11 protein-coding genes are annotated in these 13,270 nt (G+C 64.6%); 8 read left to right on the top strand and 3 right to left on the bottom strand.

Translation table 11 applies throughout. The annotated features are described in order from the left end of the window. Together ACZYTC_RS30050 and ACZYTC_RS30045 are read right to left on the bottom strand one after the other, a co-directional pair. The gene (locus tag ACZYTC_RS30050) at positions 1-684 is read right to left on the bottom strand and encodes a phosphoribosylanthranilate isomerase (protein ID WP_441771680.1); all 684 of its coding nucleotides are present in this window, start codon (positions 682-684) and stop codon (positions 1-3) included. A gap of 12 nt (positions 685-696) precedes the next feature. After that, a complete protein-coding gene (locus tag ACZYTC_RS30045; RefSeq protein ID WP_441771679.1) occupies positions 697-1,563 on the bottom strand; it encodes a MurR/RpiR family transcriptional regulator in 867 nt (288 codons plus the stop codon). A 142-nt stretch (positions 1,564-1,705) separates the two neighbouring features. Here ACZYTC_RS30045 and ACZYTC_RS30040 point away from each other — a divergent pair, with 142 nt between their 5' ends. From ACZYTC_RS30040 to ACZYTC_RS30020, 5 genes are read left to right on the top strand one after another with little or no spacing between them, the layout of a single operon-like run. After that, positions 1,706-2,956, top strand: a complete 1,251-nt coding sequence (locus ACZYTC_RS30040) for an ABC transporter substrate-binding protein (RefSeq protein WP_441771678.1) — start codon at positions 1,706-1,708, stop codon at positions 2,954-2,956. 31 nt (positions 2,957-2,987) lie between these two features. Continuing rightward, complete coding sequence (locus ACZYTC_RS30035; protein ID WP_441771677.1) at positions 2,988-3,902, top strand: carbohydrate ABC transporter permease; 915 nt, start codon at positions 2,988-2,990, stop codon at positions 3,900-3,902. A 2-nt stretch (positions 3,903-3,904) separates the two neighbouring features. Next, the gene (locus ACZYTC_RS30030) at positions 3,905-4,741 is read left to right on the top strand and encodes a carbohydrate ABC transporter permease (RefSeq protein WP_488991263.1); all 837 of its coding nucleotides are present in this window, start codon (positions 3,905-3,907) and stop codon (positions 4,739-4,741) included. Between the two features lie 19 nt (positions 4,742-4,760). Further along, positions 4,761-5,960 (top strand): trans-sulfuration enzyme family protein, encoded by a 1,200-nt coding sequence (locus tag ACZYTC_RS30025; protein WP_441771675.1) that lies wholly within the window; start codon positions 4,761-4,763, stop codon positions 5,958-5,960. A gap of 40 nt (positions 5,961-6,000) precedes the next feature. Then, a complete protein-coding gene (locus ACZYTC_RS30020) occupies positions 6,001-7,002 on the top strand; it encodes a carbohydrate kinase family protein (RefSeq protein ID WP_488991262.1) in 1,002 nt (333 codons plus the stop codon). 6 nt (positions 7,003-7,008) lie between these two features. On the opposite strand, the gene ACZYTC_RS30015 is transcribed toward ACZYTC_RS30020, so the two are convergent. Beyond that, on the bottom strand, positions 7,009-7,770 hold the full coding sequence (locus ACZYTC_RS30015) for a potassium channel family protein (RefSeq protein WP_441771673.1): 762 nt from the start codon (positions 7,768-7,770) through the stop codon (positions 7,009-7,011). Between the two features lie 330 nt (positions 7,771-8,100). On the opposite strand from ACZYTC_RS30015, the gene ACZYTC_RS30010 reads away from it, so the two are divergent. The 3 genes from ACZYTC_RS30010 (at position 8,101) to ACZYTC_RS30000 (ending at position 13,257) form a co-directional block, all read left to right on the top strand. Beyond that, the gene (locus tag ACZYTC_RS30010) at positions 8,101-9,636 is read left to right on the top strand and encodes an ABC transporter substrate-binding protein (RefSeq protein ID WP_488991261.1); all 1,536 of its coding nucleotides are present in this window, start codon (positions 8,101-8,103) and stop codon (positions 9,634-9,636) included. Between the two features lie 343 nt (positions 9,637-9,979). Beyond that, entirely contained in the window at positions 9,980-11,599 is a 1,620-nt protein-coding gene (locus ACZYTC_RS30005; RefSeq protein ID WP_488991260.1) for a serine hydrolase domain-containing protein, read from the top strand. Positions 11,600-11,724: 125 nt separating this feature from the next. Beyond that, entirely contained in the window at positions 11,725-13,257 is a 1,533-nt protein-coding gene (locus tag ACZYTC_RS30000) for an ABC transporter substrate-binding protein (protein WP_488991283.1), read from the top strand. Positions 13,258-13,270 lie beyond the last annotated feature (13 nt).

Raw genomic sequence — 13,270 nt, 5'->3', positions numbered from 1 at the left:
TCAGGCAGCAGCCGCCCGTGCCGCCGCGACGAAGGCCGCGACCTTGGCCGGATCCTTGCGAAAGCCGCCCGAGGCCAGCGGGCTGTTGGTGTGGGTGAGCGAATCCACCGCCCAGGGACGCACGGCGCGAATGGCCTCCCCGACATTGTCCGGGCCGAGGCCGCCGGCCAGGATGACGGGAAGCTTGCTGCGCACGACGATCTCACGGCTGAGCGACCAGTCATGCGTCACGCCGGCCGCGCCGATGCCGCCGATATGGGCGGCCACCGAATCGAGGATGAAGATATCCGACACCGGCTCGAAGGCAGCGGCATGGTCGAGCGCCTCGGGGCCCGTCATCGGGATCGCCTGCAGTATCTTCAGCCCCGGATGGCGCGGGAGAAGCTCGCTCCGCAACACCTTCACCACCTCGGGCGTGACCTTGGCGATATCGCCGCACAGATGCAGCACGTCCGGCCTGACGGCATCGACCATGGCGGCGATCGCTTGCGGGTCGGCCTCCACCGACAAAGCGACGCGCGTCGCCTTGCCCGCGAGGGCATCGACGATCTCGCGCGCCGCCTCATTGCTGATTTCCCCGGGAAGGCCGCGATTGGAGGGCGTCACGCCCAGGCAATCGACACCGAGCGCAGCCAGCTCGAGCGCCTCGGCGGCGGTCTGCATCGTATAGATCTGTACTTTCATGATTGGCCTTGTTCAGATGGATTTGGGGAGGATGGCATTGACCATGCGCTCCTCGTTGAGCTGGGCCGTGTCGGGCGCACGCGCGACCAAAGCGGCATAAAGGGCATCAACCAGCGTCAGCTGCGCGATCTGTGCGGCCATCGGCTCGCTGCGCAGTTCATGGGAGACGCTGACCAGCACGACATCGGCAAGGCGCGCCAGGGGCGAACGCCGGTTGCCGGTGATGCACAGGGTGGAGGCGCCCTGCGTCCTGGCTTCCTGCAGGAGGAGCACGGGATCGTTGGTGATGCCGGAATAGGAAATGGCCACGGCAAGGTCCCCCGGCCCGAGCAGGGAGGCGTGCATGAGCTGGAGCTGCGAATCGACCGGTGCGTCGCAGCGCAGGCCCAGGCGAAAGCAGCGCTGATAGAGGGCCTGGGCCACGATGCCGGAACCGCCGATGCCGCCAATCAGGATATGGCGGGCGCCGGAGACGAGATCGAGAGCGCGAGCGAAGTCGCCCTGGTCGAGCATCGACAGGGTGTCGCTGATGGCCTGGATGTTCGCATTGAAGACCCGGCTGGCCCAGCCGAGGTCGCCATCGGTTCCGGCTGCGCCCTCATCGGGCCTGGCTATCGAACGCTCGCCCGTATCCCGGACCAAAGCGAGCTTGAGATCGGTGAAGCCGGCAAAGCCCGCGGTACGGCACATGCGCAGGACCGTGGTATCGCTGACCTCGACGGTCTGGGCGATGGCCGACATGGATTGGCGTATCGCCAGATCGATATGGTCGAGGACCCACAGCGCCACCCGCCGTTCCGATTCCGACAGTGCGGGCAGCGCGCTACGCAGCCGGCTCATTGCCTGCCCCCCAGCCGCGCTCTTGGCTTGATCGATCATGCCTGCCTCGAATCTTGCACTCGCCGTCCAGCTCCTAGCACAGCTTTGTTTGTGGTACTACTGTAGACATGTTCATTTCAATGTGGCACCACTGCAATTAATCGAACCGAGCATTCGGAACCGGTGGGGAAGGATTGAAGACATGCGTTTTCGCGCACTCGCACTTGGCGTTGCCGCGTCCTTGGCGATGAGCCTGTCGGCGCTGGCGGGCGAGCTGACCTTCTGGCACGCCTATTCGGGGCAGAAGGACAAGGTCGACTTCATTACCTACGCCCTGGACGAATTCGCCAAGGCCCATCCCGACATCAAGCTCAACGTGGTGGCGGCCGAGCAGTCGGCCTACAAGACCAAGCTCAACACCGCCATGGCCTCCGGCAACCCGCCGGACGTGTTCTACACCCTGCCCGGCGGCTTCCTCGGCGCCTTCGTGGCCGGTCACCAGATGTATGCGCTCGACGCCGATCTCGCCAAGGATGGCTGGGGCGAGAGCTTCCTGCCGACGGCCCTGGCGCAGACCAGCATCGGCGGCCACGCCTATGCCGTGCCGATCGACATCGATGCCGCCGTGTTCTGGTACAACAAGGCTCTGTTCGCCGAGAAAGGCTGGGCGGTTCCGACCAGCTACGACGAATTCCTGGCCCTGTGCGAGAAGATCAAGGCCGACGGCCTCGTGCCGATGGCGCTGGGCAACAAGGATTCCTGGCCGGCCACCTTCTGGTTCCAATATCTCGAAATGCGCCTGAAGGGGTCGGGCCTGGTTTCCGACATCGTGGCGGGCAAGGCCGACGCCGATCTCGGTCCGGAGGCCACCGAGGCCTTGACCCGCATCGCCAGCCTGTCCTCCAGGGGCTATTTCCCCGTCGGCTTCAACGGCATGAGCGACCAGGAAGCCAATATGCTCTTCCTCAATGGCCAGGCCGCGATGATGCTCAACGGCACCTGGCAGATCGGCGCCTCCGCCGACGCGCCTGAGGGCTTCGAGCTCGGCTTCTTCCCCTTCCCGACGGTGGCCGGCGGCAAGGGCAATCCCGGCGACGTGCTGGGCGGCGTCGCGGCGGCCTTCGGCATCGCCGAAAAGACCGCCAACAAGAAGGACGCGGTCACGCTGCTGCGCTTCCTCACCTCGCCGGCGGTGATGACCAAATATGTCGAGCTGCGCAAGACCATGGTCACCGTCAAGGGCGCCACCACGCAGGCGGCCGCGGGACCGGTGCTCTATGCCATCAGCAATGATCTGATGAGCAAGGCCGGCAAGCTCGATCCCTTCTACGATACCGCCATGCCGCCCAAGGGAACCGATGCCTACTACACCTCGCTCCAGGGCGTGCTCGACGGTTCGGTCGCGCCGGCCGATGCCGCCAAGCGCGTGGAAGAAGCCCTGAAGGCGAAATAAGACGCGCCTTCCGGGAAGGAGAGAGCATTTCATGGCAGCGCAGGAAGCAGGAAAGGACCCGTCGGCAGGCCGCGACGCGCGTTACGCGTTCGCCTTCCTGTTGCCGACGCTCATCCTGGTCGGCCTCTTCGTCGCCTATCCCGTGCTGCATTCGGGCGTGCTGTCCTTCTACCAGTGGAACGGCTCGGCCGCCCCCGTCTTTGTCGGCCTCGACAATTTCGTCCGCCTGGCCGGTGACGGCTTCTTCTGGGCGGCTCTCGCCCGAAACCTCGCCGTCGCCGTCTCGGCCATCGTCCTGCAGGTGCTGCTCGCCCTCGCCATCGCCTATTGCCTGGTGCGTGTCGTCGGCGCAGCCGGGCGCTTCTTCCTGTTTCTCTATCTCGTCCCGGTGATCGTCAGCGAAGTGTGCATCGGCCTTCTCTGGCGCTTCATCTACAATCCCTATTTCGGGCTGCTCAATGCCGGGCTGAAGGCCGTCGGTCTCGGCAGCCTCGCCTCGGGCTGGCTCGGCCAGTCCTCAACCGCCTTCGCCGCCGTGGTGGCGGTGATGAGCTTCACCTATCTCGGGCTCTACGTGCTCCTGTTCGTGGCGGCGATCCGCAACGTGCCCGAAAGCGTGTTCGAGGCGGCCGAGCTCGACGGGGCCGGCCATTGGCGCTCCTTCGTCTCGGTCACCGTGCCCATGGTGTGGGACACGGTGCGAGCCAATGTCCTGCTCTGCATCATCGGCTCGCTGAAGACCTTCTCCCTGGTCTTCGTGTTGACCAATGGCGGTCCCAACCACGCCAGCGAAGTGGTCTCCACCTATCTCTACAAGGTCGGCTTCAACGCCTTCGAGATGGGCTATGCCGCGACCATCGGCTTTGCCCAGATGCTGCTGACCGCCATCGGCGCCTTCATCATCTTCCGCTCGCTGCGCAGCAGCGCCACCGGCAGGGAGGCGTGAGCATGTCGGCCCTGTCCCGCTGGAGCCCGACGCGCCTCGGCGTCCTCGCCTTCCTGTCGCTCCATGTGGCGATCGTGGTGTCTCCCTTCGCCTGGATGGCCTACAGCACGCTCAAGACCAACAAGGAATTCATGCGCTCGGTGTGGTCGCTGCCGTCAGCCCCGAGCCTCGACGCCTTCGCCCAAGCCTGGAGTAATGGTGCGCTCGGCACCTATTCCCTGAACTCGCTGATCGTGATGGCCGGTTCGACCCTGCTGGCCGTCGCAGCCGCCACGGCCGGCGGCTATGGGCTCGCCGTCTACCGCCCGCGCTGGCTGGCCGGCGTCGAGGCCGGATTGATGGTCGCCATGGCGATTCCCGCTTATGTCGCGCTCGTGCCGCTGGTGGTGGTGCTTCGCACCATGGGCCTGCTCGACACCCATCTCGGCGTGATCCTGCCGACGGCGGCCTTCAACGTGCCGGTGACGCTGTTCATCATGCGCGCCTTCTTCGTCACCCTGCCGCGCGAACTGATGGACGCGGCACGTATCGACGGCTGCAGCGAATTCGGCATTTTCTGGCGCATCGCGGTCCCGCTCGCCCGGCCGGCCATGTTCACCGCCGTGATCGTCAACATGATCTGGGTGTGGAACGACTTCCTCTTCCCGCTCGTCTTCATCAACACGCCGGCGAGGAAGACGCTGCCGGTCGGCCTGGCCGATTTCGTCGGCGAGCACATCACCAACTATCCGGTGATGTTGGCCGCCATCTTCATCGCCGCCCTCGCCCCGCTCGTCCTCTTCGTCCTGTTCGAACGCCAGATCACCGCCGCCCTGACCGGTGGCGCCGTCAAGGAATGACACCTCAAGGAGTGCCCGCATGTCGTCCAAAGAGCTCGATTTCGCCAGCCGCGCCGTGTTCTATGCGCCCGAGCCGGAATCGCAATCGATCAGCTATCCCATCTACATGTCGGCCAATTTCCAATATGCCGGCGACATCTACGACCAGATCGTAGCCGGCGCGCGCAAGGATGTGAACATCTACAGCCGCTGCGGCAATCCCACCGAATACAAGCTCGAGGAACATCTGGCGCAGTTGACCGGGGCCGATGCCTGCCTTGCCACGGCCTCGGGCATGGCCGCGATCTCGCACGCGCTGTTCGGCATCCTCAAGGCAGGCGACCACATCGTCACCGACCTGACCACCTATTCCAGCACGCACGAATTCTTCGACCATCGCATCGGCGATTTCGGCATCACCGTGAGCTTCGTCGACACCACCGACCCCACCCAGGTCGAGCGCGCCTTTACCGACAAGACCAAGGTGCTCTATTTCGAGGCGCTCGCGAACCCGACCATGAAGGTGCCCCCGATGCGCAAGCTGGTGGAACTCGCCCATAGTCGCGGCATCGCGGTGATCTGCGACAACACCTTCGCTAGCCCCGCCGTATGCCAGCCGCACGCCTTCGGTGTCGACGTGGTGGTGGAGAGTGCCACCAAATTCATCGGGGGCCACAACGACGCCGTCGGCGGCATCATCACGCTCAAATCCGAGATCCTGCCCAAGGATTGGCTGGAGGACGTACGCTGGAACACGCTCAACAAGCTGGGCGCACCACTCTCGCCCTTCAATGCCTGGCTGCTGCTGCGCGGCGCCCAGACCCTGGCGCTTCGGCTCGAAAAGCAGTGCGCCAACGCCGCCGCCCTCGCCCGCTATCTGGAAGGGCATGACAAGGTCAAGCGCGTGTTCTATCCGGGCCTGCCCTCGCACCCCAACCACGCCACGGCCAAGGAGCAGCTGCGCAATTTCGGCGCGATGCTGTCCTTCCAGGTGGAGAGCGAGGAGCACGGGGTGCGCCTGCTCAAGCGGCTGAAGCTGTGCTCCTTCGCCGCCAGCCTCGGCGGCCTGCGCACCACCACGCAGATGCCGGGCACCATGGCCTTCCTCGACATCCCCTCGCAGGAACGCCAGGCCATGGGCATCGTCGACGGCCTCGTGCGCTTCTCGGTGGGGATCGAGCATGCCGACGACATCATCGCCGACGTCGCCCAGGCCATCGACCAGATGTACATCGTCTAGAATAGCCTCGCCCCAGCCTATGAGTGCCCAAGGAGAGATCGTGCCGGCAGTGGCAGTCCTCGGCGACATCAATGTCGACCTGACGCTCCAGGTCCCCACCTATCCGCCGGAGGGCGGCGAGGGCATCGCCGAGCGCCAGAGCCATGGCCTGGGCGGCTCTGCCACCAATACCGCGCGGATCCTTGCGGGCCTCGGCTTGCCGGTGCACTTCATCGGCAAGACCGGCAAGGACAGCTGGGGCGACTGGTGCCTCGGTGCGATGAGGCAGGCCGGCGTCGAGACAGGATGGGTGCGGCGGGACGAGGCGGAACCCACGCAGCTCAACGTTGTGGTGGTCAGCGCAAGCGGCGAGCGCACCATGTTCGCCTATCGGGGCGCCAATGTGCGGTTGAGGGCGGACGAGGTCGATCCGGCCGCCCTGGCCGGCACGGCTCTCCTGCACCTGTCGGGCTATGCCTTGCTGCAGGCGCCGCAGCGCGAGGCCGCCCTTTGCGCGGTCGCGCAAGCGGCGTCTGCGGGTATTCCAGTCAGCCTCGACATCCCCGCCGGCATTACCGGCACCATCAAGGAAATGGTGCTTGCCCTTCTGCCCACCATCGACACGCTGTTCCTCGGCGAGGCTGATGCCCGTCTGCTCGGCGCCTCCACCGATGGGCCAGCTCTCGATCGGGTCGCCAGAAACCTCATCGAGGCGGGTGCCAGGAATGTCGTGATCAAGCGCGGCGCCTGGGGGTCGCTCCTCCATAGCCGGCAACACAAATTCGTCTCGCCGGCCGCCAGGATCGAGGCCGTCGACACCACTGGTGCCGGCGATGCTTTCGCCGCCGGCTATCTCTTCGGCATCGTCAACGACTTGTCACCGGCGGGCGCCAGCGTCCTTGCCAATGCCGCCGGTGCCATCGCGGCCACGACCCCCGGTTCCGGTGCTGACGCCGTCGATCGCCAAACCCTGTTGGCGATGATCGGGAGCATGGGCATCGAGTCCTCGCAGGCCGGCAGGATCGCGGCACTTCTGCGTGCCGCACCCGTTAGGCCGGATTGACCGGCTTCAGTCCCCGTCATCCGGGATGTTCAGGACATGGCCGCAAGCCTTGCAATGCACCGCATCCGTCTCATGCCGCGAGAGCCCGCATTGGGGGCAGCTGAAATTCACCTTGTGCGGCCGCACGATCGCCTGGGCAAGGCGCACGAACAGCGACACGCCGATGATCATGGCGACGATGGAGGTGAGCTTGCCGAGATTGCCGGGCAAGGTGATGTCGCCAAAGCCCGTCGTCGTCACCGTGGCGACGGTGAAGTACAGGGCCTGGACATAGCCATCGAAGCCGTTGCCGTAGAACATGGTGTAAACGAAGCTGGAGATCAGGAACAGGAACACCGTGAGATCGATCGCGGCGCGCAACGTGTCTTCCATCTGCCGGTAGCCCGACTTGCGCAGTGCCAGCGTGAACAGATTGCTCTTGCTCAGCGACCAGATGCGCAGCACGCGCAGGAACAGGTTGGAGAAGAATGCGGGTACCAAGAAGGTGGCGAGAATGGCGACATCGATCCAGGTCATCGGCCGCAGCGCCCATTTCTTCAGGCTGGGCGCAACGAGGGCGCTAGCGGCGAGTTCGAGCACGATGATCGCCGCGACGATGGCATTGATGGCCGTATGCCAGGTCTCGTTCTTCATGCTCGGCCCGGCGATGAAGAAGACGAGAATGCCGACATCGATGACGAAGCGCAGGATCTGGAAGCAGACGGCCCGCCGGCTTGAGCCGAAATAGAGCCCCCGGAGCGTATGGCGGACCTCAGCAAGCGCGATCATGCCACTTTTCCTCTCGACCACGGGCCTCCTTATCCAACCGGATATTGTGCGGGATTCGGACGGAGCCAAAGCGCGTTTGGGCGGAAACGCTGCCCTACCCTAACGTCGCGCTTCGCCGAGTCCCTACGATTCTTGTTCATCCGCGCCGTTTACTCACAAGGTTGCGCAAGCTCGCCATCCCCTTCGGTACACACGCTCTCGCACCGCGCCATCGCAAGATGCGCTCGCGCGATAAGCTGCCGGTAACATCTTGACGAGGTCGGAAGTGGATGCAACCATAGTCCCTAAATAAGATATATATTCCATTATAATGAATTCCGGGGAGGATCCATGAAGCGTGCGTTCAGTCTGGCCGTGGCTCTTGCTGCGCTGTTATTGCCGGCAATCGGCCCGGCGGTGGCGGGGCCTGAGAAAGGCGGTGTCATCGACGTCGCCACCATCGGCGAACCGCCGACGCTCGACCCGATGGCGAGCGCCACCGACATCGTCGGCATGGTCGGCCAGCACATCTTCGAAACCCTGTTCACCTTCGATCGCAACTGGAACGTCACGCCGCTGCTGGCCGAAGCGCTGCCCACGGTGAGCCCGGATGGCAAGATCTATGAGATCAAGCTGCGCCAGGGCATCGCCTTCCACGACGGCAGCGCGATGGATTCGGCCGACGTCGTCGCCTCCCTCAAGCGCTGGCTGACGGTTGCCTCCCGCGGCCAGCAGGTCGCTCCGCTGGTCGTCGATATCGCTGCCGCCGACCCGCTGACGGTCCGCATCACGCTCAAGCAGCCCTATTCGCCACTGCCCGCTTTGCTCGCCTTCAACAATTCGGCCGCCGTGATCCTGCCATCCGAGGACCAGGACACGCCGCTCAAGCAGGTCATCGGCACCGGCCCCTACAAGCTCAAGGAGCGCAAGCCCGATCAATATATCCAGCTCGTGCGCTTCGGGGGCTACCGCTCGCGTGACGGCGAACCCGATGGTTATGGCGGGGCACGCAAGCAATATCTCGACGAGATCCGCTTCGTACCGGTTCCCGATCCCAATACCCGCATCGAAGGCGCGGTCTCCGGCCAATTCGGCTATGCGGACTCGCTGCCCGTCGAGCAATTCGACAAGATCAAGTCGGGCAAGTCGGAGCCGGTGCTGCTCGAACATTTCGGGTGGCCGATGATCCGCATGAACGCCAAGCAGGGCGTCCTTGCCGACATGCGCGTGCGCAAGGCGGTGCAGCTCGCGCTCAGCGAAAGTGACATGCTGGCAGCCGCCTTCGGCGACACCAAATTCTATGCCGTCGATGGTGCCATGTATCCGGAAGGCTATCCCTGGCGCACGGATGCTGGCGTCGAAGGCAACTATGATATCGCCGACGCCGAAAAGGCCAAGGCCGAACTGAAAAAGGCGGGCCTCGGCGAGGAGGTGCCGCTGCGCATCCTCACCAGCCGCCAATATGAGTTCCACTACAAGATGGCGCAGGTTGCCGCCGAATATCTCAAGCTCGCCGGCTTCAAGGTGAAGATGGATGTCGTCGACTGGGCAACACTGGTCCAGCAGATCCAGAACCCGGCATCCTGGGACATCTTCATCACCCACAGCCCCTTCCTGCCCGAACCCGCTTTGATCAACATCCTGGCGCCGGCCTCGGTCGGCTGGTGGGATACGCCCGACAGCCGGGCGGCGGTCGATGCCCTCAACGCCACCTCCGATCCAGCCGAGCGGGTCAAGCACTGGCAGCGCGTGCAGGAGCTGATCATGACCGAAGCCCCGATCGTCAAGATCGGCGACTTCAACGCCCTCTCGGCCAAGTCGCCCAAGCTGAAGGGTTTCGAGCCCTCGCCCTGGCCGGCCTTCTGGAACGTCTATCTCGAGAAATGAGTCGCCTGCGGCGGCGCTGCCGTCGAGGTCGCGCAGCACCGCCCTGTAAGAAGGCCACGGCATGCTGACATCTCACGCTTTCCAGATAAAGCAGCGACCGATGGGGAAGGGTGGCACTACCACGCCAATGATGGCTGGATTTGTACCACCCTCCCCCACCCGACCTCGCTTCGCTCGCCCACCCTCCCCGAAGCCGGGGAGGGATTCGCGCGCTCCAGCCGGCTTGGTCGAGATGTGTGCATGTCGTAGCGCAAACAGGGTGAGTAGCTGCTGCGACGCAAGTCACCGTCGGGATGACAGTGTTTTCAATGCCCAAAGCCACTTTGCCAGAAAGTCGCATGCCATGACCACCTCTTCCCTTGCCCCGGCCGCCGTCGCCGAGATCGATGCCCTCTTCGCGCCCTGGGCCAGCGAGACCTCGCCGGGCTTCATGGCGGCGGTGACGCTCGGGGGCGTCGTTGTCTATCAGCGCTGCAGCGGCATGGCCGACCTTGCCCATGGCATCGCGTTGTCGCCGACCTCGGTCGTGCGCATCGCTTCCCAGAGCAAGCAGTTCACCGTGCTGCTGACCTTGATGATGGAAGCCGAGGGCAAGCTCTCCCTCAGCGATGACGTCCGCGACCACTGCCCCTGGTTGCCCGCCTATGAGCAGCCGATCACCTTGAGGCATCTGGCTGCCAATACCAGCGGCCTGCGCGACATTCTCGACACCATGATCCTGGCCGGCATTCCGATCCTGGCCCCCTCCTCGCGCGCCACCGCACGCGCCATCGTCGCCCGCCAGAAGGGTCTCAACTTCCCGCCCGATACGGACCTGCTCTACTCCAACTCCAATTTCCTGCTGCTGTCGGAAATCCTCGAACAGGTCTCGGGCTTGTCGTTCAACGATCTCCTGCGTGAGCGCATCACCGGCCCGCTCGGCATGCACGACACCAGGCTGATGCTGCGCGACGACGAGATCTATCCACGCCTCGTCACCCATCATCGCCGCGGCCCGGACGGCGCCTGGCTCAAGGCCGCCTGGGGCATCGCCATCGGCGGCGAGGGCGGGCTGGTGTCGAGCCTCGAGGACATGCTGGCCTGGCAGGCCAATCTCGCCCGGCCGAAGGTCGGCGACGCCGCGATGATCGCCCGCATGGAAGCGCCCGGCGCCGTGATCAACGGCATCGCCTCCCCCTACGGCCTCGGCCTCGTCACCAGCCTTCACCACGGGCTTCGCTGCATCGGGCATAGCGGCTGGATCGCCGGTTCGCGCTCGGAATCGATCCGCATTCCCGAGCGCGACCTCGGCATCGTCCTCCTCGCCAATCACGACGAGTTCTCGCCCTATGCCCTCACCCGGCGCATCGCCGACATCGTCCTCGGCCTGGAGGCCGGGCCGCCCCTGTCTCCCGCGGCGATCGCAATGCTCAACGAGCGCGCGGGCACCTATCGGGAGGACGGCACCAGCGCTCTCATCCGTATCGCCAGCGAGAGCGGCACGCCCAGCCTGGTGTCCAGCATGGGGGCAGCAGAGCTCGAGGAGGTGGCGCAAGGCCGCTTCCGCCCCCGGGCGGGGCTGGCGCCCTATGATCTCCTGGTTCAGGCAGATGGCAGCATCGAGACCGAAAAATTCGGACGCCGCCGCCGGTTCAGGCTCGTCGAGACTCCACCAGACCGGAGCGTCCTGCCTGCGGGACGCTATCGCGACGAGACGAGCGGGCTGGAGGCGAGTTTCCATCGCACCGCCGACGGCCCTGGCCTGCGCCTGTCCTCGCCTTTCGGGGCGCTCGATCTCGGCCTGGAACCCTGCGACCACGATCTCTTCCTCACCCATCCGGCCAGCCGGGAGACGCATGACGCCTGGCGGGCGGCGCCGTGGGAACTGCCCTGGCTGTTCAGCGTTCGCTGCCTAGCGGACGCCATCATCCTCAATTCCGACCGCAGCGCCGACATCGTGCTTCACCGCCTGGCCAATGCCTGAACCGCCCCCTGCAGAGGCCCGCCAAGACGAAGCGACTTGACCAAACACGGCATCGAGGGCATAGTGATACATAAATAAGTTATAGATTACATAGTAATGTAACAAAGGGACGCAATATGGGACGCTTGGCACGACTGTCTGCCCTGCTTGCACTGACATTGCTTCCGGCCGCCGGACCGGCATGGGCGGAATCCACCAAAGGTGGCGTCATCGATGTCGCCACCGTCGGTGAACCGCCTACGCTCGACCCGATGGCTTCGACCGCCGACCTCGTCGGCATCGTTTCCCAGCATATCTTCGAAACGCTCTTCACCTTCGACAAGGACTGGGGCGTGACCCCGCTGCTCGCCGCCGAGATGCCGAAAATCTCGGCCGACGGGTTGACCTACACCATTCCCTTGCGCACCGGCATCAAGTTCCATGACGGCTCGGTGATGACCTCCGCCGATGTCGTCGCCTCGCTGCAACGATGGACGAAGATCGCCACGCGCGGCAAGCAGACGGCCGAGATGATCGCCGCCATCGACGCAACCGACGATCAAACCGTCAAGATCACGCTCAAGAAACCCTATGCACCGCTGCTCGCTTTGCTCGCCTTCAACAATGCCGCGGCGATCATCATTCCGGCCAAGAATGCCGGGCAGGATCCCCTGACCAGCTTCATCGGTACCGGACCCTACAAGCTCAAGGAGCGCAAGCCCGACCAGTTCATCCAGCTCGCGCGCTTCGACGAGTATGCGTCCCGCCCGGGCGAGCCCAACGGCTATGGCGGCGCACGCAAGCAATATCTCGACGAGATCCGCTTCGTGCCGGTCCCCGATCCCAATACCCGCGTCGAGGGCGCCGCATCAGGCCAGTTCGCCTATGTCGACTCCCTGCCTGTCGAGGCTTTCGACAAGATCTCCAAGGGCAAGACCGCCCCTGTCCTGCTGAAACCCTTCGGCTGGCCGGTCCTCTTCATGAACAACAAGGAGGGCCTCGCGTCCGACATCCGCATCCGCAAGGCGATCCAGGCAGCGCTCTCCCCACAGGACATGATGCTGGCCGCCTTCGGCTCGGAGGAATTCTTCTCGGTCGACGGCGCCCTCTATCCCAAGGACTATCAGTGGCATACCGAAGAGGGAACTGAGCCCTACAAGCCGGAGGGTGACGTCGAGGCGGCGACCGCCTTGCTGAAGGAGGCGGGCTATGACGGCTCCAAGCCTCTGCGCATCCTGACCAGCCGCCAATACGAGTTCCACTACAAGCTGGCACAGGTCGCCGCCGAATATCTCAAGGCGGCCGGCTTCAAGGTCGAGCTCGACGTGGTGGAATGGGCGACGCTGACGAAGAACCGCACCGATCCCAAATTGTGGGACATCTACATCACCCACAGCCCCTTCCTGCCCGAACCGTCGCTGACCGGCTTCATGTCGGACAGCTCGCCCGGTTGGTGGGTCTCGGACAAGAAGCACGAGGCACTGGGCGCCTTCAACGCCGAGTCCGATACCGCCAAGCGGCTGGCCCTGTGGCCGGCCGTCCAGAAGGCCTTCTATGACGAGGCGCCAGCCTACAAGGTCGGCAATTTCAACGCCCTTGCCGCCCAAGCCCCCAACCTGAAGGGCGTCACGCCGGCGCCCTGGCCCTACTTCTGGAACGCCTATCTGGAAGGCAAGTAAGCCCCCTGCGCCC

It is taken from the genome of Labrys sp. F242 (assembly GCF_057813875.1).
The sequence above is the reverse complement of the archived record's forward strand: the minus strand, read 5'-3'. Positions and strand labels throughout refer to the sequence as shown.